This window comes from Marinobacter sp. SS13-12, assembly GCF_030227115.1.
Taxonomy (GTDB): Bacteria; Pseudomonadota; Gammaproteobacteria; order Pseudomonadales; family Oleiphilaceae; genus Marinobacter.
Window position 1 is genome coordinate 17,637 of the sequence record NZ_JASSUA010000004.1, and the last position, 22,962, is coordinate 40,598.

At 59.8% G+C, this 22,962-nt stretch carries 21 protein-coding genes; 15 read left to right on the forward strand and 6 right to left on the reverse strand.

All coding sequences use genetic code 11. From position 1 onward, the window contains the following. Positions 1-46 precede the first annotated feature (46 nt). Both QPL94_RS18195 and mrcB read right to left on the reverse strand, forming a co-directional pair. Positions 47-622, reverse strand: a complete 576-nt coding sequence (locus tag QPL94_RS18195) for a tetratricopeptide repeat protein (RefSeq protein WP_285359359.1) — start codon at positions 620-622, stop codon at positions 47-49. Beyond that, positions 619-2,943 (reverse strand): penicillin-binding protein 1B, encoded by a 2,325-nt coding sequence (gene mrcB, locus QPL94_RS18200; RefSeq protein ID WP_285359360.1) that lies wholly within the window; start codon positions 2,941-2,943, stop codon positions 619-621. Before mrcB ends, QPL94_RS18195 begins: the two co-directional genes overlap by 4 nt. Before the next feature lie 71 nt (positions 2,944-3,014). Here mrcB and QPL94_RS18205 point away from each other — a divergent pair, with 71 nt between their 5' ends. Together QPL94_RS18205 and QPL94_RS18210 are read left to right on the forward strand one after the other, a co-directional pair. Further along, positions 3,015-4,643, forward strand: coding sequence for a bifunctional aminoglycoside phosphotransferase/ATP-binding protein (locus QPL94_RS18205; RefSeq protein ID WP_502881561.1), 1,629 nt, complete (start codon positions 3,015-3,017; stop codon positions 4,641-4,643). Beyond that, complete coding sequence (locus tag QPL94_RS18210; protein WP_285359362.1) at positions 4,640-4,999, forward strand: Rieske (2Fe-2S) protein; 360 nt, start codon at positions 4,640-4,642, stop codon at positions 4,997-4,999. The genes QPL94_RS18205 and QPL94_RS18210 overlap by 4 nt, the downstream gene beginning before the upstream one ends. Here QPL94_RS18210 and sfsA read toward each other — a convergent pair. After that, positions 4,983-5,711, reverse strand: a complete 729-nt coding sequence (sfsA, locus tag QPL94_RS18215; protein WP_285359363.1) for a DNA/RNA nuclease SfsA — start codon at positions 5,709-5,711, stop codon at positions 4,983-4,985. The two genes, QPL94_RS18210 and sfsA, sit on opposite strands and share 17 nt — an antisense overlap. 119 nt (positions 5,712-5,830) lie before the next feature. On the opposite strand from sfsA, the gene dksA reads away from it, so the two are divergent. The 10 genes from dksA (at position 5,831) to pgi (ending at position 17,844) form a co-directional block, all read left to right on the forward strand. Then, positions 5,831-6,271, forward strand: a complete 441-nt coding sequence (dksA, locus tag QPL94_RS18220) for an RNA polymerase-binding protein DksA (RefSeq protein WP_137437145.1) — start codon at positions 5,831-5,833, stop codon at positions 6,269-6,271. Positions 6,272-6,324: 53 nt separating this feature from the next. Next, positions 6,325-7,197 (forward strand): tRNA glutamyl-Q(34) synthetase GluQRS, encoded by an 873-nt coding sequence (gene gluQRS / locus QPL94_RS18225; RefSeq protein ID WP_285359364.1) that lies wholly within the window; start codon positions 6,325-6,327, stop codon positions 7,195-7,197. Between the two features lie 50 nt (positions 7,198-7,247). Next, positions 7,248-7,424: a hypothetical protein gene (locus QPL94_RS18230; protein WP_191966977.1), complete on the forward strand. Its 177-nt coding sequence runs from the start codon at positions 7,248-7,250 to the stop codon at positions 7,422-7,424. Further along, a complete protein-coding gene (locus QPL94_RS18235) occupies positions 7,414-10,374 on the forward strand; it encodes an ATP-binding protein (RefSeq protein WP_285359365.1) in 2,961 nt (986 codons plus the stop codon). Before QPL94_RS18230 ends, QPL94_RS18235 begins: the two co-directional genes overlap by 11 nt. Before the next feature lie 7 nt (positions 10,375-10,381). Next, a complete protein-coding gene (locus tag QPL94_RS18240) occupies positions 10,382-11,788 on the forward strand; it encodes a sigma-54-dependent transcriptional regulator (protein WP_285359366.1) in 1,407 nt (468 codons plus the stop codon). A 740-nt stretch (positions 11,789-12,528) separates the two neighbouring features. Further along, entirely contained in the window at positions 12,529-13,875 is a 1,347-nt protein-coding gene (gene pcnB / locus QPL94_RS18245) for a polynucleotide adenylyltransferase PcnB (protein ID WP_285359367.1), read from the forward strand. 2 nt (positions 13,876-13,877) lie between these two features. Beyond that, entirely contained in the window at positions 13,878-14,393 is a 516-nt protein-coding gene (gene folK, locus QPL94_RS18250; protein ID WP_285359368.1) for a 2-amino-4-hydroxy-6-hydroxymethyldihydropteridine diphosphokinase, read from the forward strand. A gap of 118 nt (positions 14,394-14,511) precedes the next feature. Continuing rightward, entirely contained in the window at positions 14,512-15,306 is a 795-nt protein-coding gene (panB, locus tag QPL94_RS18255; protein ID WP_285359369.1) for a 3-methyl-2-oxobutanoate hydroxymethyltransferase, read from the forward strand. Further along, positions 15,303-16,151, forward strand: coding sequence for a pantoate--beta-alanine ligase (gene panC, locus QPL94_RS18260; RefSeq protein WP_285359370.1), 849 nt, complete (start codon positions 15,303-15,305; stop codon positions 16,149-16,151). Before panB ends, panC begins: the two co-directional genes overlap by 4 nt. Positions 16,152-16,179: 28 nt before the next feature. Beyond that, complete coding sequence (pgi, locus tag QPL94_RS18265) at positions 16,180-17,844, forward strand: glucose-6-phosphate isomerase (RefSeq protein WP_285359371.1); 1,665 nt, start codon at positions 16,180-16,182, stop codon at positions 17,842-17,844. 15 nt (positions 17,845-17,859) lie between these two features. Here pgi and folK (QPL94_RS18270) read toward each other — a convergent pair whose 3' ends face one another. Together folK (QPL94_RS18270) and folB are read right to left on the reverse strand one after the other, a co-directional pair. Next, complete coding sequence (gene folK / locus QPL94_RS18270; RefSeq protein WP_285359372.1) at positions 17,860-18,378, reverse strand: 2-amino-4-hydroxy-6-hydroxymethyldihydropteridine diphosphokinase; 519 nt, start codon at positions 18,376-18,378, stop codon at positions 17,860-17,862. Continuing rightward, positions 18,378-18,734, reverse strand: coding sequence for a dihydroneopterin aldolase (gene folB / locus QPL94_RS18275; protein ID WP_285359373.1), 357 nt, complete (start codon positions 18,732-18,734; stop codon positions 18,378-18,380). Before folB ends, folK (QPL94_RS18270) begins: the two co-directional genes overlap by 1 nt. A gap of 159 nt (positions 18,735-18,893) precedes the next feature. On the opposite strand from folB, the gene plsY reads away from it, so the two are divergent. Beyond that, positions 18,894-19,487, forward strand: coding sequence for a glycerol-3-phosphate 1-O-acyltransferase PlsY (gene plsY, locus QPL94_RS18280; RefSeq protein WP_285359374.1), 594 nt, complete (start codon positions 18,894-18,896; stop codon positions 19,485-19,487). On the opposite strand, the gene tsaD is transcribed toward plsY, so the two are convergent. Beyond that, positions 19,484-20,539, reverse strand: coding sequence for a tRNA (adenosine(37)-N6)-threonylcarbamoyltransferase complex transferase subunit TsaD (tsaD, locus tag QPL94_RS18285; RefSeq protein WP_285359375.1), 1,056 nt, complete (start codon positions 20,537-20,539; stop codon positions 19,484-19,486). The two genes, plsY and tsaD, sit on opposite strands and share 4 nt — an antisense overlap. 239 nt (positions 20,540-20,778) lie before the next feature. Between tsaD and rpsU the strand changes: the two genes are divergently transcribed. Further along, positions 20,779-20,994: a 30S ribosomal protein S21 gene (rpsU, locus tag QPL94_RS18290; RefSeq protein ID WP_007153483.1), complete on the forward strand. Its 216-nt coding sequence runs from the start codon at positions 20,779-20,781 to the stop codon at positions 20,992-20,994. A gap of 153 nt (positions 20,995-21,147) precedes the next feature. Then, positions 21,148-22,881, forward strand: a complete 1,734-nt coding sequence (dnaG, locus tag QPL94_RS18295; protein WP_285359376.1) for a DNA primase — start codon at positions 21,148-21,150, stop codon at positions 22,879-22,881. Positions 22,882-22,962 lie beyond the last annotated feature (81 nt).

Consider the following 22,962-nt stretch of genomic DNA (forward strand, 5'->3'; position numbering starts at 1 on the left):
TAATTTCAAGTCGATACCAAGCCCCCGCCATTGGCGGGGGCTTTTTTTAAAGGGCCCCGGCCCGCGCCTCAGCCTGATCCGCCCCCGCCACATTTCCCCTGGCACGACGAATGTCCGCCAGCAGCAACCAGCCTGCCCGCTGCAATGAAGAATCACTGCCCGCCAGCGACAGCCCTTTGAGGGTGAACTGCTCCGCCGAACCCAGCTGATCCAGCGCCACATAGGCCTCCGACAGCTTGAAGTAGACTTGTGCCGAACGCGGCGCAATGCGCTGGGCCCGCTCCAGTTGCGCGACCGCGACCTGGGTATCACCAGCGGCCATCAGGCTGTCTGCGCGCTGGATCAGGCTCCTTGCGGCAGGTGAGAGTGCATCGCCTTCGTCCTGATAGCTCGGCGAGCTGTACTCCGGCTCGCGCACCGGTTCCTCGGGCTGCTCACTCTTGCGCTCCACCCTTGGCTCCTCGCCCCTGTCACTGGTCTGCGGTGGCTCGGGGGCCTCATCACGGGAGGAGGAACCTCCCGCAGGGACATAAATGGAGCCACCACCTGGACCGGAGGCACAGCCGGCCATCGCAAGCGCCAAGGTCATTACACCCGCATATCTCAATGTATTCGCTTTCATTGGAAGAGTCCTTCAAACCAGCCCCGTATACGCCGTTCTATATTACCGCCGCAGGAAACCTCCACATCGGGTTCGCTGCCGGTTATGAACGGCACAAGGCGTGCATTTTCACAGTGTTCGTCAGTCAGGGCACCTTCCGCCGGGTTGACCCAGTGGTACTCCACCCCATCCGGCACAACCGGCGAGAATCCGTGCTGGGGTACCTGGCTCATAAACCGGGACCAGACCGGCAAGGCCCCGGTGGCACCGGTCAACGATGTGGGCCCGTTGTCGTCACGGCCGACCCAGCTAACCGCCAGCAGGTCGCCGCTGAAACCGGCAAACCAGGAATCGCGGCCATCATCGGTGGTTCCGGTCTTGCCTGCAAGGGAGAGCTCCCTGGGCACGGTGCGGTAGGCGGAACGCCCGGTGCCCTCCTGCATGGTTTCCTGCATCACGTACTGCACAAGGTGCACGGCTGCGGGGTCGGCCACCTGATCCACCTTCAGGCTGTAGCGGGACAACGCCTTACCTTCAGCGTCCGTAACCTGGCGAATGGTTCTCAGTGGCGTGTTGAAGCCGGACGTCGCCAAACCCTGGTAGATCTGGGCCACGGTGACCGGTGTCATGGCCACGGAACCCAGCAACATGGAAGGGTACTCGGATATACCACTGGTAACACCAAAGCTCTGGAGCGTGGACTTCACCGCATCGATTCCCACGTCGAGCCCCACCCGGACGGCCGGGAAGTTGTAAGAACGTGACAAGGCTTCGTGCAGGGGCACCAGCCCTCGCTCTTCACCGTCATAGTTCTTTGGCTCCCAGCGTCGGCCATCGTCGAACACCAGGGAAAAGCCCTTGTCTTCCACGGGGCTAATCAGGGTGTAGCGCTCTGGTTGCTGAAGTGCTGTCAGGTAGGTGAACGGCTTGATCAGCGAACCAATCGGGCGGCGGGCGTCCAGCGCGCGGTTAAAGCCAGCATATTGCGGGTCGCGGCCGCCGACAAGCGCCAGTACCTCACCGCTGTCACGGGAAGTAACAACCAGTGCAGACTCCAGCACCGTGTCGGAGCCTCCCTCCATGCGAGAAAGCATGTCCTTGACGGAAAACTCCGCCGCATGCTGAATGGCCGGGTCCAGGGTGGTGAAGATACGCAGGCCTTCACTTTGCAGGTCTTCCTGCTTGTAGTCCCTGGCCAGGTGGCGGCGCACCAGGTCGATGTAGGCCGGGTAACGGTTTTCTGAATAGGAGGCCTTGTCGGTGACGCCAAGTGGCTGGGCGCGTGCCCGTGCCGCCTGTTCTTCACCAATGAGGCCGGTTTCGGCCATAACGTCGATGACCAGATTGCGACGGGACAGCGCTCTCTTCGGGTGACGCCGGGGATTGTAGTAACTCGGCCCTTTGACCATGCCTACCAGTAACGCGACCTGGTGGGCGTCAATTTCACGGATGGACTCACCGAAGTAAAACTGGCTTGCCAGACCAAAACCGTGAATGGCACGGGTGCCTGCCTGCCCCAGATAAACCTCGTTGAGGTAGGTTTCCAGAATGTCGCCTTTCTCGTAATGCAGCTCCAGCAGAACCGACATCAATGCTTCGTTGCCCTTGCGCAGCAGCGTCTGGTCACGGGTCAGGAAGAAGTTTTTCACCAGTTGCTGGGTCAGTGTGCTGCCGCCCTGCACAATCCGGCCGGCGCGGATATTTGCCAGCATCGCCCGGCCAATGGACAGCGGAGCAATGCCGTAGTGATCCCGGAAGTTGCGGTCTTCCACCGCCAATAAGGTATCGGTGAAAAGTACCGGAACGTCTTCAAGCTGAACCAGTACCCGGTCCTCTTTGTGGGCCGGATAGATGCCTCCGATCTGTGCGGGCTCCAGGCGGACAATGGGTGAACTGTCACCCGACAGCACCCTGAAGTCCTGTACCCTGTCTCCGTAGATCGTCAGTGACAGTCGCCGGCGCGGCTCCAGTCCGTCCGTGAACAGAAAGCCACGGGTACTGATCACAAAGTGCCCGCCACTGCGACGATAAGTGCCCGCGTTACTGCCATCACCGGCGCGGTAGCCCGACAGCTCAAGTTCCCGCTGAAGGGCTCCGGAGCTGACACTGGCCCCATCGTAGAGTTCAAGCGGCCTGGCATAGACCCGGGACGGCACCTCAAAGCGGCGGCCCTCAAAACGGGAGGTCACTACGGCATCGAGATAGACCATCCAGCCAGCGAGTAACACCACGCCGATAAAAAAAACACGGAGAAACAGCCGCCAGAACCAGGGCTTGCGGGTGCTTTTGCCTTTGCGACTGTTCTTTTTCGGGGATTTTCTGGGGGGGGCAGATTTTTTCATGGCGGGATTATAACGAATCGGGGCATCGGTGAGGCAGGCCCTCCGTGTGTTATTTCTGTAATCTGCCCGTTATGATAGGCGCATTAAAAATCAACGAGTTCAAGGAACCCAAGGAGAGAGCCGTGAGCGATGCAACATCCGACAACCTGATTCTGGCACTGCAGGATCCGGCGCTGTATGACCACCCGGTGAAAGAGTTTCAGGTTCTCGAGACGCATATCTCCTGGGTAATCCTGACGGGCGACTTCGCCTACAAGATCAAGAAACCCATGGATTTCGGATTTCTGGATTTCTCGACCCTGGAACGTCGCAAACGCTTCTGCGAAGAAGAGCTTCGCCTGAACCGCCGCCTTGCCCAGAACCTTTACCTGGACGTTCTGCCCATTACCGGCTCGGCAGAAGCACCGGAACTGGGCGGCCAGGGCGAGGCGTTCGAGTACGCCATTCGCATGCGCCAGTTCGACCAGAACGACCTGTTCGACGTGCGGCAGGAAAACAGCAAACTCTCGGCCGACCTGCTCACCGGCCTGGCCCGTCAGGTGGCGGACTTCCACGACAAGCAGCCACCGGTCAGCCCCGGCAAGCCACTGGGTACGCCGGACGCGGTCTATGCCGGCATGCAGGAAAACTTTGACCAGATCCGTCCGATGATTGACGACGAAGCGCTGCTACGGCAACTGGACAATCTGGAGCAATGGACCCGTACTACCTTCGAACGCCAGTCTGCCCTGATTGCCCAGCGCTACGATGGTGGTTTTGTCCGCGAATGCCATGGCGACCTGCACCTGGCGAATATCACCGTGTACGAGGGTGAAGTCACGGTATTCGACTGCATCGAGTTCAGCGAGCCTTTTCGCTGGATCGACGTCATCAACGATCTGGCCTTCCTGTTGATGGACCTGGAATCCCGCCGCGAGCCGGAGCTGGCCAACCTGGTATTGAACACCTACCTGGAATATCGGGGCGATTTCGATGCCTTGCCCCTGTTACCACTGTACAAGGCCTATCGCGCCATGGTGCGGGCCAAGATTGCACTGTTTACCATGGGCAATCCGTCGCTGACCGAGGCTGACAAAGAAGGCCTGATGCAGAAGTACCGCGATTACGCCCAACTGGCGGAAGATTACAGCACCATTCCCAACCCTTACCTGCTGGCCACCACGGGGCTGTCCGCCAGCGGCAAATCCCTGGTCAGCAGCTCCATGGCTGCCGAACTGGGTTTGATCCGGTTGCGCTCCGATGTCGAGCGTAAGCGGCTTTTCGGGCTGGGGCCGCTGGATCAGAGCAAGTCGCCCACGGGGGAAAACCTGTATACCGAAGAGGCTAACCATCGCACCTACCAGCGCCTGGCGGAACTTGCCGGCGACCTGCTGGCAGGTGGCATGCCGGTCATCGTGGACGCAGCCTGCCTGAAACAGGCCGAACGGGAAATGCTGGCTGACGTCGCCGAAAGCCGGGGCATGCCATTCGCGCTGATTCACTGTGAGGCGCCACTGGAAAGCCGCCGGGAATGGATCCGCAACCGCGCCGGCGACGCGTCCGAGGCCACCGAAGAGCTGCTTGAGGTGCAGGAAACCTGGTTTGAGCCACTGACCACCGAAGAAAAGACTCACACCATCCACCTGCACACCGACCAGGAACACGTGGCCGAAGCCGTTGCAGACCGAATCCGACAGCATTTCGGCCTGCCCGGAGCATGAACACGAACCACCGGCAGACAGTCTGTCAACGCGGTGACCTTGCCGGAGGTCAGTTCGTAGAATTTTCCCTGAGTGATGGCACCGGCGGGCAGGATGAACAAACCGGCTTTGTCTTCGAGCGGGAAGGCCGGCTCTACGCCTACCTGAACCGCTGCCCTCACCTGGGCATCGGGCTGAACTGGATGCCCGGCCGGTTCATGGACCCGGACAATTGCTTTATCCAGTGCGCCAATCACGCAGCACTGTTCATTCCCGAGAATGGCCAGTGCATTGCCGGTCCCTGCCAGGGCGATACCCTGACCTCGCTGGCGGTAACGGAAGACAACGGCGCAGTTCTGGTCAGGCTTCCAGGATGACCGGCACTGATTCGACCAGCGATACGTCCCCGTCCGGCCCTTCCGGACCCGACAATGCTGCCCTATAGGCCAACAGTTCAACGCCCGCCGCATCTGCTTCACGCAACAGCTCACCGTAGGCCCGGTCGATATGATCCGCCGGCCGTACGCTGCTTATACCGGTATGGTTGACCACAAAAAACAGCACCGCCCTTTCTCCGGCACGGGCCTGAGCCATCAGTTCCCGTAAATGTTTCTGACCCCGCGTCGTTACAGCATCCGGAAAATAACCCCGGCCTTCCTCGCACAGGGTCACGTTCTTCACCTCCACCCAGGCGTCGGCAAGGCTCGGGTGGCCGGACAGGTGCAGATCAATCCGGCTTTTCTCGGCACCGTACCGCACCTCTGCCCGGCAATGCCCGTAACCCGACAATTCCGGCACCGTGCCCTGCTCGATCGCTTCCCGGGCCTGGTTATTGGGCCGTGCGGTATTGATACAGGCCACCTGGTCTGGTGAGGTTTCAACCAGCTCCCAGGTGTATTTCAGCTTGCGCTTCGGGTTGTCACTGGTGCTCAGCCAGACCCTCGCATCCGCCGGCTGACAACCCAGCATGGAGCCGGTGTTGGGACAGTGAGCGATTACTTCATTGCCATCCGGCAACAATACGTCGGCAAGGAAACGTTTATAGCGGCGAATCAGCCTGCCTTCGACCAGCGGAGCGGGTAACTTCATTGATGACTCCATGCTAAAGTTGTTGTTACAAGGCTGGCGCCCCTGAGACTAATCTGCTATTTTCCGCAAATTCCCGTTTCAGGGCGAGTGCTTTTCAGGATTATAAGAGGCCGTATTCAATGGCAAATACTGCAGCACAACCACGCGAACGTATTACCAACTTCACCCCCTATGAAACAAAAAAGGGTGAAGAGTACATGAGTGCTGACATGCTCGAGCACTTCAAGCAACTGCTTCTGCAATGGAAGCAGGAGCTGATGGAAGAAGTGGATCGCACAATGCACCATATGCAGGAAGACGCCGCAAATTACGCGGATCCCAGCGACCGCGCAACCCAGGAAGAGGAATTCAGCCTGGAGCTGCGCACCCGTGATCGCGAACGCAAACTGATCAAGAAGATTGACCAGACCATCGATCGCATCGACAAGGACGACTACGGCTTCTGCGACCAGTGTGGCGTTGAAATCGGTATCCGCCGCCTTGAGGCACGTCCCACGGCGACACTGTGCATCGACTGCAAGACCCTGGCCGAAATCCGCGAGCGCCAGACTGGCATCTAATGCCCGTGTCCTGAGTACGCTGGCCCCCGAACCGGGGCCAGTCGTCACCTATCATGACTGAATCCCGTTACCGGGGCCGCTTTGCGCCCTCTCCTACCGGCCCACTTCATTTCGGCTCGCTGGTTACCGCCGTGGCCAGTTTCCTGGAAGCCCGCAGTCGTGGTGGCACCTGGCTGGTCAGGATTGAGGACCTCGACCCCCTGCGGGAATCCCCGGAAGCCACACAGCAGATCCTGGCGAGCCTGGAGGCCCACGGCCTGCATTCCAATGAGCCAGTACGTTTTCAGTCTGAACGCCATCCTCACTACCAAAAACTGGTCGACCAGCTGCTGGCACAGAGGCTGGCCTACCGCTGCGCCTGTTCCCGCAAGCAACTCAGGGAGCATGGCGGCCGGCACCCCGAGCGCTGCCGTGAAGGCCATGCCGACCCTGGCGAACGTCCCTTTGCGGTGCGCTTTGCGCTTCACGACGAACACAGCGAGTGGCACGATCAATTGCTTGGCCCACAGACTCAACAGGTACAAGCCGAACTGGATGACCCGGTTATCCTCCGCAAGGAAGGATTTTATGCCTACCAACTGGCCGTGGTTGCCGACGATATTGACCAGGGCATCACCCATGTGGTCAGAGGGTCCGATTTGCTGGAGATGACGGCTCAGCAACAGCAGATTTATCATGCCCTGGGCGCTCGCCCACCCCACTGGATGCACATTCCGGTCATTCTCAATGCCGAGGGGCAGAAGCTCAGCAAACAGAACCACGCACCGGCACTGAATGACCGGATAGCGAAACAAAACCTTGAACAGGCCCTCGCTGCCCTGGGTCAGGACCTCAGTTCGTTGTCGGGAGCAGCAGACATCGATACCCTGCTTGACCGGGCTGCAGCCAACTGGGCTCCGGAGCGGATTCACCTGACAGTCCGGTGAACGACATGTTATAAAGCTTCTCACAAACGACAGTGCGGATATCATGCCTGATGTATATCTACCGTCTGGTCTTCCTTCTGGTTCTGGCCATCTACATATTCTCGCCCAACATTCTTGACTGGTGGACATCACCAGAGAATGCCTGGTACAGCCCATACGTCATCTGGGCTGGCCTGATTGCCATTGGCTTCTGGCTGGAATGGCGCCGGGATCCCAATGAGTTTTAGCGCTCCGGGCCTGTTACTGGCCAGCCTTCTGTATCTGATACTGCTGTTCGGTATCGCATGGATTACCGAAAAGGGCGTGCTGCCTCGCAGCTGGGTCCGGCATCCCCTGGTCTACACACTGAGCCTCGGGGTCTATGCCGGCATCTGGGCGGTCTACGCCGCAGTGGGCATGGCCGCGGAATCCGGCTTTGGTTTCCTGGCCTATTACCTGGGCATCAGCGGCGCCTTCCTGCTGGCACCGGTGCTGCTCAACCCGGTCATGAGGATTGGCCGCGCCTATCAGCTTACGTCCCTTGCCGACCTGTTTGCCTACCGCTATCGCAGCCAGTGGGCCGGCACCCTGGTCACCATCTGTTCCGGCGCTGCCATACTCTCCCTGCTGAGCATGCAGATTCAGGCGGTATCCACCTCCGCCAGCCTGTTGGCACCAGACACCTCACCCCGGCTGATCAGCATTCTGTTCAGCATTACCGTGGTGTTGTTCGCCATGCTGTTCGGCACACGGCGCAGCCAGGGTTCGGAAAACCACCAGGGCCTGGTGCTGGCGATCGCTTTCGACTCCCTGGTCAAACTGTTTGCCCTGCTGACCCTGGGCGGCGTAATCCTGTTTGGTGTATTTGGCGGCATGGGCGGGCTGGAGACCTGGCTGGCAGACCAGAGCACACCGGTCAGCTCGATGACCATGAGCATTGATGACGGCAGCTGGCGGGCATTGATGCTGATGTCCTTTGCCGGCGCCCTGGTACTTCCTCACATGTACCATATGACCTTCAGCGAGAACCCGTCGCCCAAGGCACTGGCCAAGGCAAGCTGGGGCCTCCCGCTTTACTTGTTGATGCTGGGCCTGCCGGTGCCACTGATCCTCTGGGGCGGCCAGGCTCTGGCTGCCACCACCGGCCCTGACTTCTACGCCATTGGCATCGCCCAGGCGCTCGGTAGCCCGGCACTGACACTGCTGATGTACATTGCAGGGCTGTCTGCCGCCAGTGGGCTGATGATTGTCAGCACCCTGGCACTGGCGGGCATGGTGCTGAACCATGCCGTACTGCCTCTTCGCACGCCGAAAGACCAGGGCGATATCTACCACTGGCTGAGATGGGTAAAACGCCTGCTGATTGCCGCCATCATCTTTGCGGCATTGCTGTTTCACGAAACCCTGGGCAAGAACCTGGACCTGTCCATTCTGGGCGCTATTTCATTATCGGGCATGCTACAGCTGTTACCGGGGGCCCTTGGCGTCATCTACTGGCCGGAAGGCAACCGCCGCGGGCTGATCGCCGGCCTGGTGTGCGGCCTGTTTATCTGGGTTGTCACCCTGGTGCTGCCGTTTTCCCACACGGCCAACCTGCTGGAATTTCTTGGCGCACCACTGGTTCCGGATTACAGCAACTGGCATATATTCACGTTTGTCAGCCTGACGGTAAACGTTGTCGTGTTTACTCTGATCTCGGTGTTGAGCACCAGCACCGCTGAGGAAGCCGGTGCTGCAGAAGCCTGCTCACTCGGGGCACTTTCCCGCCCCCAACGCCGGGAGTTGCTGGCCACATCCTCGGCCGATTTCGTGCGGCAACTGGCGGTTCCCCTGGGACTAGGCGTTGCCGGACGAGAAGTGGAACGGGCGCTGACCCAGCTCAAGCTGCCCAATGTCGAGTACCGCCCCTACCAGCTCAGGCGCCTTCGCGACCGGGTAGAGGTGAACCTTTCGGGCCTGCTGGGCCCTGCTGTTGCAAGGGATCTGGTCAAGCGGCACCTTGGTTACAAACCCATGGCGAGTGGCGGTACGGCCCAGGATATCCGCTACGTGGAGCGGGCTCTCGGCGACTACCAGAACCGCCTGACGGGGCTGGCGGGCGAACTGGACAACCTGCGCAGACATTACCGGCAAACCCTTCAAAACCTGCCTATCCCTGCCTGTTCCGTGGGTGAAGACGGTGAAATCCTGATGTGGAACAACGCCATGGAATCCCTCACCGGCATTACCGCTGACGACGTCGTGGGTGCACGCCTGATGGCATTGCCGGAGCACTGGCACCTGTTGCTGGACGATTTCAACAGTGGCGAGGACCTGCATCGATACAAGCACAGGCTGGACCTTAAAGGCCGGCCCCACTGGCTGAACCTTCACAAGGCCGCATTGAGCGGCCCTGACCACACCGAGGGCGGCAGCATCATCCTGGTGGAAGACCAGACCGAAACCCGCCTGCTGGAAGACGAGTTGATGCACAGCGAACGGCTGGCATCCGTGGGCCGGTTGGCGGCAGGTGTCGCCCATGAGATCGGCAACCCGGTCACTGGTATCTCGTCACTGGCCCAGAACCTGAAGCTGGAAACGGATGACCCCGACATCCTTTCCACCGCCGACCAGATTCAGCAACAGACCCGTCGCATTTCCACCATTCTCCAGTCGCTGATGAATTTTGCCCGCACCGGCAACCATGCCCATGCCAACCGCTATGAGCCGGTGGCCATTCGCCGCTGCGTGGACGAATCCATCAACCTGCTCTCACTCAGCGACAAGAGCATGGGAGTTCACTATGTGAACGACTGCCCCGAAAACCTGTTGATTCTTGGCGACGAGCAGAGACTGGTTCAGGTCTTTATCAACCTGCTGGCCAATGCCCGTGACGCCTCACCGGTCGGTGGAACGGTCCGCATCAGTGGAAACCTCGACGGCTACTCCGCTATTATCGAAGTCACCGATGAAGGGTCTGGCATCCCGACAGAACAGCTGGACCATATCTTCGAGCCTTTTTACACCACCAAGGCACCCAACAAGGGCACCGGCCTTGGGTTATCACTGGTGTACAGCATCATTGAAGAACACTACGGCAACATACAGGTGGACAGTCCGGTAAATACTGACCTGGGCAGGGGAACCCGTGTGCGCATGAGGTTACCCGCCTACGAACCGGACGCCGGAAACACCATCAGCCAGAACCAGGGGTCGTAAAACAGTTATGTCTCGTATTCTTATCGTAGAAGATGAAGAGATTATCCGTTCGGCGGTTCGCAAGCTGCTCACACACGCAGGCTACGAGGTCGCAGACGCGGGATCAGTAGAAGAAGCAGAAGACAACCACGACCTCACCCAGTTTGATCTGATCATTTCCGACCTGCGCCTGCCCGGCGCCCCGGGGACCGAACTGATCAGGCGCGCGCCGGACACTCCGGTACTGATCATGACCAGCTATGCCAGCCTGCGCTCCGCCGTGGACTCCATGAAAATGGGGGCCGTGGAATACATCGCCAAACCGTTCGACCACGACGAGATGCTGGAAGCGGTGGAAGGCATTCTTGCCAGGCAGCCACAAGCCGCCAGCACTGTTGATGAAAAACCCGGCCGCGGCACCGCCAGTGATCCTGACAGCGACCCGGCAAGCATCATGTTTGGCCATTGCGATGCCATGCAGAGGGTTTTCACCCTGATTCGCAAGGTGGCACCCACTGAAACCACAGTGCTGATTCAGGGTGAATCAGGCACTGGCAAAGAACTCGCGGCCAGGGCACTGCACCTGATGAGCCCCCGCGCATCCAACCCACTGATTTCCGTGAATTGCGCCGCTATCCCGGAAAGCCTTATCGAGTCAGAGTTGTTCGGCCATGAAAAAGGGTCGTTCACCGGTGCTGTTTCTGCCCGCACCGGTCTGATCGAAGCCGCAGACGGCGGCAGCCTTTTCCTCGATGAAATCGGCGAGTTGCCCGCTGAAGCCCAGGCCCGTCTGCTGCGGGTGCTTCAGGAAGGAGAGATACGCAAGGTAGGTTCCACCCAGAGCCGCCAGGTAGATGTACGCATGATTGCCGCCACCCACCGCAACCTCAAGGCCATGACCCGCACCGGCGAATTCCGGGAGGACCTGTTTTATCGGCTGAACGTCATGCAGGTTCGCATTCCGCCCCTGCGGGAACGCCAGGCAGACATCCTGGGCCTTGCCCAGCGCTTCCTGAAACGTCAGGGCGAGAAAATGGGGAAACCCGACCTGAACCTGACGCCAGAGGCCATGCGGGCACTGGAAAGGCATCGCTGGCCCGGAAATGTCAGGGAGCTGGAGAATGCCATCGAGCGTGCCACCATCCTCTGCGACAACGACCTGATCACCCCCTCGCTGCTGGACCTGGATGGCGAAGGTGGTGATGTAAACATCCCGGAATCCCTGGTGGACGGTAACAATGAACAAACTCTCTCGCGGGAGGCCGAATCAACCAGTGACCTGTCGCTTGAGGACTATTTCCAGCACTTTGTGCTGGAAAATCAGGACCGCATGAGTGAAACCGAACTGGCACAAAAGCTCGGCATCAGCCGAAAGTCCTTGTGGGAACGGCGGCAGCGCCTTGGCATTCCCCGCAAAAAGAGCTCAGGCAATTGATCGGAGAGCGCCGAAACTGTCATGTGTTACCGGAAAAGTGTGAACTGGCGCTCAGTTGTTACCCCGTGTTCCTCACGGTAACACCCGCGATCTAAAAAACGAGCGTTCAGTAACACTTCGGACTTATACGTACCCCTCTTGAAAGATTGCAAAATACTAACTCGCTGTTAATAAACAGTTTTCAAAAACTGGCACACGGACTGCACTCTATAGGGCGCACAACAACAAAAACAACAGTGACAACGCAGCGCCAACAACAAGAACAAAAAGCTGTAGAAGACGTTCGGTAACAAAAACAAAAACAGAACGTGAGCGAACTGAGTGTTTTGGGTACTTTGCTTTTTAGTGGTCCCACGGCACGTGCGGGTTGTAGATGTGGAGAAGAATCGTCGCTCAGACGGCACTGCATTTACCTTATAACCTGCCCGGTGTCTCTGACTGCTCTGTGTATTCAAAGCTTTCCGTTTGCACTACTGATGTCCCTGAACTTGGGGATTGACAGTGGGGTAGAAAAACGAAGAAAAATCCCGGTAAAAACAAAAACAATGCAGATCGTCAACGCTTTCAGGGCGGGTTCGTGAAAACGGACCCGCCTTTTGATTATCTGGCCCAGTGGTTTTCCAACCCGGCCAGATCTGCCCCCGACCAACCAGTTTTTGCCGGCTTATGGCGCCAGACATGTGCAAATCCCGCCCAAACCGTTAAACTCTCGCTTTTGCTCACCGCAATAACGGAATTCAATGCTTAAACGACTATTGTCATACGTATCAGGAAACGGGAAGAAAAAGCCCCGCACCTATCAGCGCCAGGAAATTCCCCGGGATCAGCACAACGTGTCCCGCTCGGCCATCAGCGAGCCGGCCAAGAAGGTGCTCAGCCGCCTGAACAACGCCGGCTATGAAGCCTACCTGGTGGGCGGCGGCGTTCGTGACATACTTCTAGGAGGCAAGCCCAAGGACTTCGACATCGCCACCAATGCCACCCCGGAAGAGGTGCACGAGCTGTTCCGCAATTCCAGGTTGATTGGCCGGCGCTTCCGCATCGTCCACGTACTGTTCGGGCGGGAAGTCATTGAAGTCACCACCTTCCGCGGTAACGCCGCGGACGCGGAAGAAGACAGTGACGAAGACGATGACCGCAGAACCAGCGAACACGGCCTGCTGCTGCGGGATAACGTCTACGGCAACCAGGAAGAAGATGCCCTGCGCCGGGACTTCACCGTCAACGCGCTTTATTACTGCATCCGGGACTTCACCGTGGTGGACTTCGCCAACGGCCTGGAAGACCTGAAGAACCGCCAGATGCGACTGATCGGTGACCCGGAAACCCGCTACCGGGAAGACCCTGTTCGCATGCTTCGCGCCATACGCTTCGCCGCCAAGCTGGGTTTCGATATCGAACCGGAAACCGAGGCCCCGATCCGGGAACTGGCGCCGCTGCTGACGCACATCCCGCCGGCGCGGTTGTTTGAAGAAGTACTCAAACTGTTCTCCGCGGGCTACGGTGAGGCCACCTACGACCTGCTCAGCGAGTACAACCTGCTGGCCCCGCTATTCCCGGAAACCGTTCAGGCCATCAACAACGGCCAACCGGACGAACTGATCCGCAAGGCGCTTCGCAATACCGATGCCCGCATTGCCCAGGGCAAGTCCGTTACCCCCTACTTCCTGTTTGCCGCCATGCTCTGGCCCGCCCTGCAGGCAGAGTGGCACAAACGCCAGGATAACGGCGAGCCGGTCCAGCCGGCCCTGCACCAGTCCATTGCCAAGGTTATTGGCCGCCAGGTTCAGGCGACCTCCATCCCTAAACGTTTCTCAGGCCCCATGAAGGAAATCTGGGAACTGCAGATGCGCCTGCCCCGGCGCCAGGGAAAACGGGCCTTTGTGACCATGTCTCACCCGCGCTTCCGGGCGGCCTATGACTTCCTGCTGGTGCGGGAAGAATCCGGTGAAATCGAGCCCGGACTGGGCGAGTGGTGGACCGAGTTCCAGGAATTGGACGAGCGCGGCCAGGAACGCATGCTGACTCAACTGGGCAGCGACAGCCCCAAGAAGCGTCGCCGCAAGAAGCCTGCAAAGAAGGCCTGACCATGGCAGCCACAGACGCCTTTATCGGGCTTGGCAGCAATATGGCGGATCCTTCCGCACAACTGGCCGGCGCTGTCGCCCGGCTGGCAGCGCTGCCAGACACCGAGCTGGTGGCGCAGTCGGCTTTCTATAGCAGCCGGCCGGTTGGCCCCCAGGACCAACCCGATTTCGTGAACGGCGCCGCCTGGCTGCGCACGGAGCTCACGCCGCTGGAACTGCTGGACCAGCTTCAGGCCATCGAGCGGGCCCATGGCCGCAAACGGATCCGGCACTGGGGTCCGCGAACGCTGGACCTGGACCTGCTCCTGTACGGCAACGAGACCATCAACAGCGAACGCCTGACAGTGCCCCATGCCGAGCTGGCGAACCGGGACTTTGTGCTCCAGCCGTTGCTGGACCTGGACCCCGAGCGGGTCCTGCCGGACGGCCGCAGCCTCGCGGACCTGAGACAACAATGCCCGGACAACAACCTGCAGAAACTCAATCCGGTGGCGCGGGCACCCTTCCCGTCCGGCTGATACCAATGGCTCGGTGTGCGGCTATTGCCTCAGACACACCCCCGGATTACCCTTAAGACCTGATTGCCGGCATACCCCGGCCCGGTTTTAGCCCATCCACCCACAAGGCAAGGATTCTATGGCTGTTACCATCAATACCCTGCGAGACTGCAAGCAGAAGGGCGAAGCCTTCTCCGTTCTGACATCCTACGACGCCACCTTTGCACAGATCGTCAGTGAAGCGGGCGTTGACGTTATCCTGATCGGCGATTCCCTCGGCATGGTGCTGCAGGGGCACGACAGCACGCTGCCGGTCACCATGGATCAGATGGTGTATCACGTAACATCCGTCGCCAAGGGCAACCGTGGCTCACTGATCATGGCAGACATGCCCTTCATGACCTATGGCACTGTCGAGGCTGCCCTGGAGAACGCCGCGGATCTGATGCGCGCGGGGGCACACATGGTCAAACTGGAAGGCACCGACTGGATGAAAGACACCATCCACGCCCTCAGCGAACGGGGAGTTCCGGTCTGTGCCCACCTGGGTCTGACCCCGCAATTCGTCAACAAGTTTGGCGGCTACAAGGTCCAGGGCCGGGATGAAAAGCACGCCGAGCTGATGATCGAACACGCCTGCGAACTGGTTGCAGCCGGTGCGGATGTGATCCTGCTGGAATGTGTTCCTGCGCCACTGGCCGCCCGCATTACCCAGGCAGTGCAGGCACCGGTGATCGGTATCGGTGCTGGCTCGGACACTGACGGCCAGGTGCTGGTTGTCCACGACATGCTGGGCATGACCACTGGCCGCAAGCCGCGCTTTGTGAAAGACTTTCTGGCAGAGTCCGGATCCGTAAAAGGCGCCATCGAAGCTTACGTGGCCGCTGTTCGCGACCGCTCATTCCCCGCCGAGGAGCATACGTTCAAGGCATGAGAACCGTACATACTCTGAAAGAACTCCGGGCCATGCTTCGCGGTTATCGCCAGCAGGGCAAACGCATCGGGCTGGTGCCCACCATGGGCAACCTGCATGAAGGCCATATCTCGCTGGTCAGAAAAGCACGGGAAGCCGCCGATATCGTGGTCACCACCATCTTCGTGAATCCCATGCAGTTTGGCGTCAGCGAAGATCTGGACACCTACCCACGCACATTGATTGAGGATCAGGAGCGGCTGGATGCCGCTGGCAGCACCCTGGTGTTCACCCCCTCCATTGAGGAAATCTACCCGGAGGGGCTGGCAAGGCACACTCGCGTTATCGTGCCGGAAGTCAGTGAAGGCCATTGCGGCGCCAGCAGGCCCGGTCATTTTGAAGGCGTGGCAACGGTGGTCACCATGCTGTTCAACATGGTCCAGCCGGACATCGCCGTTTTCGGAGAGAAGGATTACCAGCAGCTGGCCGTTATCCGCAAACTCACCCGGGACCTGATGATACCGGTAGAAGTCATTGGCAGCCCGACCATCCGCGATGACGACGGCCTGGCAAAGAGTTCCCGCAACGGCTTCCTGACGGAGGATGAACGTGCGATTGCACCCATCGTGTATCGAACCCTGAAAAACACAGCGGAACAGATCCACAACGGTCGCAGCGATTTTGTAGCACTGGAGCAGGAAGCCAGCGACGCGCTCAGCGAGGCCGGCCTGCGCCCGGATTACTTCAATATCGCCAACAGCCTGACCCTCAAACCGGCCAGCGCAGACGATACCGAACTGACACTGCTGGTGGCAGCGTTCCTTGGCACGACACGGCTTATCGACAACCTGTCTATCACCCGTTAACCACCCAGACTGACGAAAGGATTCCACTATGTCCCAGGGCTCTGCTCCACTCACCAGCCGGCCCGAGTGGCAGGCACTGACAAAGCATCAGGCGGAACTGGAAAACACCCACATGCGGGACATGTTCTATGACGACCCTGACCGGGCCAGCCGCTTCTTCATCCGCGGTGGCGGTCTGTCACTGGACTATTCCCGCAATCGCATGACCGATGACACCATGACACAGCTGATGGCTCTGGCCAGAAGCTGTGGTGTGCCGGAGCGCACCGAGGCGATGTTTCGCGGCGACCACATCAATGTGACGGAGAAACGCCCGGCATTACATGTTGCCCTGAGGGACAACAGCGGCGACCCCATTTATGTGGACGGCACCAACATCACGCCGGAAGTGGAAACCACACTGAACCGCATGGAACAGTTCGTGGACGATGTGCTCAGCAAGCGCTGGCAGGGCCACACCGGCAAGCCTTTCACTGACGTGGTCAGTATTGGTATTGGCGGCTCCTTCCTGGGCCCCAAACTGGTGTCTGAGGCCCTGCGTCCCTACTGGCACGGCCAGTTGCAGTGTCACTACGTGGCCAATATAGACGGCACCCAGATTGCCGAGGTACTGCGCCGGGTAAATCCGGAAACCACCCTGTTCCTGATCCAGTCCAAGTCCTTCCGCACCCAGGAAACCCTCGAGAACAGCAAGGTAGCCAGGGCCTGGTTCCTGGACAACGGCGGCAGCGAGAACCAGATCGCCAAGCACTTCGTGGCAGTCACCGCGAACACGCCGGAAGCGGTCAGCTTTGGCATGTCCGAAGACAATATCTTCCCCATGTGGGACTGGGTTGGCGGGCGCTACTCGCTGTGGTCCGCCATCGGCCTGCCGGTCGCGCTGACCATTGGCATGAAGAATTTCCGCGCGCTGCTGTCCGGTGCCAACGCCATGGACCAGCACTTCCGCACAACGCCGCTGGAGCAGAACCTGCCCGTGGTGATGGCCATGCTGGGGCTCTGGTACAACAACTTCTGGGGCGCTGAAACCTACTCCATCCTGCCCTACGACCACTATCTGCGCAGCCTGCCGGCGCACCTGCAGCAGCTGGACATGGAAAGCAACGGCAAGAGCGTTACCCAAAGCGGCGAGCCGCTGAACTATCAGAGCGGGCCGGTGATCTGGGGCGGGGTCGGCGCCAATGGTCAACATGCTTTCCACCAGTTGCTGCACCAGGGCACCCGGCTGATTCCGGCGGACTTCATTATCCCCCTGGAAACCCACAACCGGGTGGCGAGCCATCACGTCACCCTGTTCGCCAATTGCCTGAGCCAGTCACGGGCGCTGATGTCCGGCAAGAACCTGGACGAGGCGAAAGCGGAACTGCAAGCCGAAGGCATGAGTGCTGACGAGATCGACAAGCTGGCCCCCCACAAGGTGATCCCCGGCAACAAGCCCAGCAATACCCTGCTGATGGACAAATCAACTCCGCAAACCGTGGGTGCCCTGATTGCACTCTACGAGCATCGCACCTTTGTGCAGGGCATCATCTGGGATGTGGATTCATTCGATCAGTGGGGGGTGGAACTGGGCAAACAGATGGGCAAAGGCATTCTGGACCGTCTCACCGGGAACACTGCGGAAAGCTCCGCGCCCAGCGACAGCTCGACGGACAATCTGATCCGAATGTTCCGCTCACACCACTCGTCCTGAGGCAGGACAGCGGACTTACCTGGCAGTGGCCCGCGAAATCAACCGGCCCTGCCAGGCAAAATCTACCGGCCAGAGTTTCTGGTCACGATCGTAAGCCTGCCACAGCGCGTCGTAACGCTTGCCACAAACCGGATGAATATCGGCCGGCGCAATTTCCGCCAGTGGCATCAGCACAAACGCGTTCTTCAGAATTTCGCCACGGGGCAGCTCCACGCCATCGATCCGGCCCACCTCGTCGTCGTAGGTGAGGATGTCCAGGTCCAGGGTTCGGGCACTGAATTTGGGCACATCACGCCGCCGGCCATTATCCGCTTCCAGTTGCTTGAAACGGGCCGACAGTTCCGCCACGGTAAGCCCCGTATCGACACCCACCACCAGGTTGTAGAAGGGCGAGCCGTCAAAGCCGACGGATTCGCTTTCGTAAACCGAGGAGATCAGCAGTTGGTCAAACCAGCTATCCAGCGCATTCAGGGCCGCGGTGATATAGCGCTCGCGGTCGATGTTGCTGCCGATACTGATATACACCCGTGGCATCAGCAGCTACCCCGTTCGATCTTCACACCAACGGCCGCTGCCGCCGGCACCGCACCGGGTTTGCGCAGCGCCAGCTTTAACCAGCGCACGCCGAACTCGCTCTGCAATAAGTCAGCGATGCCTTCGGCGGCGGTTTCCAGCAAGCGCGGGCGGGCCTGGACCAGGTAGTCTGAAACCCGCTCACTGACCAGCGCATAGTCGAGCGCATCGCTGACGTTATCGGAGGCTGCAGGCACCCGGTTGTCCCAGGCCATCTCCAGATCCACCAGCAGCCGCTGGCTGACTTCCCGCTCCCAGTCGTAAACGCCGATGATTGCCTCAACGGCCAGACCTTCGATCAGTACACTATCGGTCAAGGATGGCGCTCCCGGGCTTACACTCTTTGCTGATTGAATAACAGGCAGGCAGCGGATACTGTGTAATTTCTGACCTGCACCGTCGTGGGGCCGGCATTTTCTCACAAATGACCAGCACGCGTCTTTGCGTCTTTACCACTTTGCCAGTGAACACCGCTGATGAGTTATCTGAGTGACCCGGTACTGACAGTTCTGCTCTGCGCCCTCGCCTATCTGGCGGGCTCAGTGCTGTTTGCGCTGCCGGTCTGCCGGGCATGGCACCTGCCTGACCCACGAGCCCTGGGCTCGGGTAACCCCGGCGCCACCAACGTCTACCGTGCTGGCGGCTGGCCACCGGCGGCAATGACACTGGTGCTGGACGCGGCCAAGGGATGGCTGCCGGTATGGCTGGCCCACCAGGCAGACCTGACCATTCTCTCCCAGGCCATAGTGGCGCTGTGCGCGGTAACCGGGCACATGATTCCGCTGTTCTATCGCTTCAAAGGCGGGAAAGGCGTGGCCACGGCGCTGGGGGCGGGCCTGGCACTGGCGCCGGTCACCACACTGATGCTGGCCGCCATCTGGGCGCTGGTGATGTGGCGCTGGAGAATTTCCGCGCTGGCTTCCATCATTGCCATTGTCAGCGGCCCGATTATCAGTGCGCTGATCGAGCCGGACACCCTGCCGTTGTTTGGCCTGCTGGCGATACTGATCGTGGTGCGCCACCGCAACAACCTGATTCGTATGGCCCAGGGCCGGGAACCGGGGTTCTAGTCCACGAGCCCGTTCGCCCGCGGCTCACCCACCGGCGGCAGGGTGTTCATGGGCCAGCGCGGCACCGCCACGATCCGGTCACCATCCTGCTGCCCCGCTTTCATGCGCTGACAACCGGCATAGGCAATCATGGCGCCGTTATCGGTGCAGAACTCGGGGCGGGCGTAGAATACACCGGCGCGAAGTTTGTCCGTCATTTTCTCCAGCCCTGCCCGCAGCCGCTTGTTGGCGCTTACACCACCGGCAATCACCAGGCGTTTGCTGCCGGTCTGTTCCAGGGCGCGGCGGCACTTGATGGTGAGGGTGTCCACCACTGCTGCCTCGAAAGCCAGAGCGATGTCTGCACGGGTCTGCTCATCCAGGCCACCGGCCTTTTCTGCGGCTGTCACGGTATTGAGAGTGAAGGTCTTCAGCCCGCTGAAACTGAAATCCAGCCCCGGCCGGTCGGTCATCGGGCGCGGGAAACGATAGCGCCCTGGCGTGCCCTTCTCTGCCAGCGCCGCCACCCTTGGCCCGCCAGGATAGTCCAGCCCCAGCATCTTGGCGGTTTTGTCGAACGCTTCACCAGCCGCGTCATCCACGGACTCACCCAGCATTTCGTACTCGCCAATGCCATTGACCAGAACCAACTGCGTATGCCCACCGGAAACCAGCAAGGCGACAAAGGGAAACGCCGGGGGATTCTCCTCCAGCATTGGCGCCAGCAGGTGGCCTTCCATATGATGAACTCCCAGCACCGGCACCCCGAGCGCAAACCCCAGGGCATGGGCCACGGACCCGCCTACCATTAGCGCACCCACCAGACCCGGGCCCGCCGTATAGGTAATGCCCTCGATATCGCTGCGAACCTTGCCGGCGTCTGCCAGCACCTGGTCGCACAACGGCAACAACTTGCGAACGTGGTCGCGGGACGCCAGTTCCGGCACCACACCGCCGTAGTCCGCATGCATGGCAATCTGACTGAACAGGGCATGTGCCAGCAGGCCCTGTTCACTGTCATACAGGGCAACACCGGTTTCATCACAGGAGGTTTCAATACCGAGAATCAGCATAAATAAGGGCCACAACTCCAGGCTGGTAGAATACAGCGAAGCATTTTAGCAGAAACCCGAAAGCCCCCGTCAGTTTCATCGAACAAACATTGACCTTGGCCATGGGCAAGCGCTATCATTGCCGGCCTTAAATAAGCACTGGTCGAGTTTTAGCCAATCTGGCCAGGTATCGAGTCGATTTGACAGACCGGTCGATCAGACAAAACAGAAACCGAATCAATCAGGTAGGTGATTTTCGAATGCCAGCTGTTAAAGTGAAAGAGAATGAACCGTTTGACGTAGCCCTTCGTCGCTTCAAGCGCTCCTGCGAAAAAGCAGGCGTGTTGTCGGAAGTACGTCGCCGTGAGCACTACGAGAAGCCGACAGCCGTGCGTAAGCGCAAGGCAGCTGCAGCCGTCAAGCGTCATCTCAAGAAGCTTCAGCGGGAACAGCGCAAGTTCGAGCGTCTGTACTAAGCTTTACCCGGACGCCGCTTGACTGCAAGCCTATAATCGCCTGTATAGCCGCAGGTTGCACAGAGCGATACCCAAATGCCGCCGAGGCCTGGCTTCGGCGGCATTTTTGGCTGTACTTGCAGGCCCGGCATTTTCCGCGCGACCGGAGACATCATGAGTGGACTGATCCCACAACGCTTTGTTGAAGACCTGCTCGACAGGATAGACCTGGCCGAGCTGATCGGATCACGTATCACCCTGAAAAAGGCCGGCGGCAACTACAAGGCCCGCTGCCCCTTCCATGATGAAAAAACGCCGTCTTTCAACGTTCGGCCGGACAAGGGCTTTTACCACTGCTTTGGCTGTGGCGCCCATGGTGATGCCATCAGCTTTGTTCGCGAGTTCGACGGCCTGGGGTTCACCGACGCGGTCGAGGAACTGGCCCGGCGAGCCGGCATGGAAGTGCCCTACGACCAGAGCGCGCGCCAGGAAATGCAACAGGCGCGAACACTGACAGATGCCCTGGATTATGCCAGCCGCTTCTACCAGGCCGCGCTCCGGGGCCAGCAAGGTGAATTCGCCCGGGACTACCTGAAACAACGGGGCCTGGACGACACCATTATCGAACAGTACATGCTGGGCTATGCCCCCGGCACCGGCACAGCACTTTTTGACAGCGCCAGCAAAGACCTTCAGGGGCCACTGATTGAAACCGGTACCGTCTCCGACCGTTACGGCCGGCCACGGGATTTGTTCCGCAACCGGGTGATGTTCCCGATCCGCAACAGCCGCGGCCGGACCATTGCCTTTGGCGGACGCACCCTGGGTGACGACAAGGCCAAGTACATCAACTCTCCGGAGTCTGATGTCTTTCATAAAAGCCGCGAGATTTACGGCCTTTACGAAGCCAAGCAGTCGATCCGCCAGCTGGACAAGCTGCTGGTGGTGGAAGGGTATATGGATGTCATTGCCCTGGCGCAGAACGGCATCCACTTCGCAGTGGCGACACTGGGCACGGCGACAAACCAGGACAGCCTGTCAGCCCTGCTGAAACAGGTGCGCCATCTGGTGTTCTGTTTCGACGGCGACCAGGCCGGTTACCGCGCGGCAGACAAGGCGATGGAAAACGCCCTGGAATTGCTGACCGACGGGCTGCATCTGCAGTTCCTGATGATGCCTGACGGTGAAGACCCGGACACGTTGGTACGCAAAGAAGGCGCGGACGCGTTCCAGAAGCGCATCGACGGTGCCACGCCCCTGTCGCGCTACCTGTTTAACCGGCAGAGCGAGGGGCTGGACCTGACGCTGCCGGAAGACCGGGGTGAGTTGAAGGCGCGGGTAGAGCCGCTGCTCAAGAAAATGCCCCGCAGCACCCTCAGGGATGCCATGTGGCATGAGATGCTGAGACTGTGCGGGACCAACCGCGGTGACTGGCAGAACCGCCGCCAACAGAACGGCAAGGGTGGATACGGCGAACGCCGGGTACAGGAACAACGGATTGACGTAAAACTCAGCAAGGATACCCAGCTTTGCCTGGCCCTGCTGGAAGCACCGGACATGGCCAGCGAAATTGCCGAACTGAGCAGGAGCAGCCGCCAGTACCGGCAGGCGGGCCAGTTTGCCGGCTGGATTCTGGAGAACGCCATCGCAAACCGGCGCTCCCTGACTCGCCAACTGGCCACGGACAAGCGGGCCAGGGAACAGTTCTACGGTCTGTTCGACGGCATTGAACACGTGCCGGCACGGGAGCAGACCCTGGCAGGTGCCCGGGAGATGCTGAATCCGAATCAGGAGGTGGCACGCAAGCAACGGCTGGCGTCCCTGCTGTCGGAAAAACGCAGCCTTGCCGACCTCACCGCCGAGGAGCGGCAGGAACTGAAAGCACTCAGCGGCCAGAACGACGACTGAGCTGCACCAGAAACAGGGCCGGCGGGCCGGAAAACGCAAAAACTGCAGCCGGAGACGGCACTGCACTTGAAACTTGCAGTG

What these genes read in the sequence shown, in the direction of transcription:
- QPL94_RS18195 (WP_285359359.1), bottom strand. Translation starts at nt 622, where the DNA reads ATGAAAGCGAATACATTGAGATATGCGGGTGTAATGACCTTGGCGCTT.
- mrcB (WP_285359360.1), bottom strand. Translation starts at nt 2,943, where the DNA reads ATGAAAAAATCTGCCCCCCCCAGAAAATCCCCGAAAAAGAACAGTCGC.
- QPL94_RS18205 (WP_502881561.1), top strand. Translation starts at nt 3,015, where the DNA reads ATGATAGGCGCATTAAAAATCAACGAGTTCAAGGAACCCAAGGAGAGA.
- QPL94_RS18210 (WP_285359362.1), top strand. Translation starts at nt 4,640, where the DNA reads ATGAACACGAACCACCGGCAGACAGTCTGTCAACGCGGTGACCTTGCC.
- sfsA (WP_285359363.1), bottom strand. Translation starts at nt 5,711, where the DNA reads ATGAAGTTACCCGCTCCGCTGGTCGAAGGCAGGCTGATTCGCCGCTAT.
- dksA (WP_137437145.1), top strand. Translation starts at nt 5,831, where the DNA reads ATGGCAAATACTGCAGCACAACCACGCGAACGTATTACCAACTTCACC.
- gluQRS (WP_285359364.1), top strand. Translation starts at nt 6,325, where the DNA reads ATGACTGAATCCCGTTACCGGGGCCGCTTTGCGCCCTCTCCTACCGGC.
- QPL94_RS18230 (WP_191966977.1), top strand. Translation starts at nt 7,248, where the DNA reads ATGTATATCTACCGTCTGGTCTTCCTTCTGGTTCTGGCCATCTACATA.
- QPL94_RS18235 (WP_285359365.1), top strand. Translation starts at nt 7,414, where the DNA reads ATGAGTTTTAGCGCTCCGGGCCTGTTACTGGCCAGCCTTCTGTATCTG.
- QPL94_RS18240 (WP_285359366.1), top strand. Translation starts at nt 10,382, where the DNA reads ATGTCTCGTATTCTTATCGTAGAAGATGAAGAGATTATCCGTTCGGCG.
- pcnB (WP_285359367.1), top strand. Translation starts at nt 12,529, where the DNA reads ATGCTTAAACGACTATTGTCATACGTATCAGGAAACGGGAAGAAAAAG.
- folK (WP_285359368.1), top strand. Translation starts at nt 13,878, where the DNA reads ATGGCAGCCACAGACGCCTTTATCGGGCTTGGCAGCAATATGGCGGAT.
- panB (WP_285359369.1), top strand. Translation starts at nt 14,512, where the DNA reads ATGGCTGTTACCATCAATACCCTGCGAGACTGCAAGCAGAAGGGCGAA.
- panC (WP_285359370.1), top strand. Translation starts at nt 15,303, where the DNA reads ATGAGAACCGTACATACTCTGAAAGAACTCCGGGCCATGCTTCGCGGT.
- pgi (WP_285359371.1), top strand. Translation starts at nt 16,180, where the DNA reads ATGTCCCAGGGCTCTGCTCCACTCACCAGCCGGCCCGAGTGGCAGGCA.
- folK (WP_285359372.1), bottom strand. Translation starts at nt 18,378, where the DNA reads ATGCCACGGGTGTATATCAGTATCGGCAGCAACATCGACCGCGAGCGC.
- plsY (WP_285359374.1), top strand. Translation starts at nt 18,894, where the DNA reads ATGAGTTATCTGAGTGACCCGGTACTGACAGTTCTGCTCTGCGCCCTC.
- tsaD (WP_285359375.1), bottom strand. Translation starts at nt 20,539, where the DNA reads ATGCTGATTCTCGGTATTGAAACCTCCTGTGATGAAACCGGTGTTGCC.
- rpsU (WP_007153483.1), top strand. Translation starts at nt 20,779, where the DNA reads ATGCCAGCTGTTAAAGTGAAAGAGAATGAACCGTTTGACGTAGCCCTT.
- dnaG (WP_285359376.1), top strand. Translation starts at nt 21,148, where the DNA reads ATGAGTGGACTGATCCCACAACGCTTTGTTGAAGACCTGCTCGACAGG.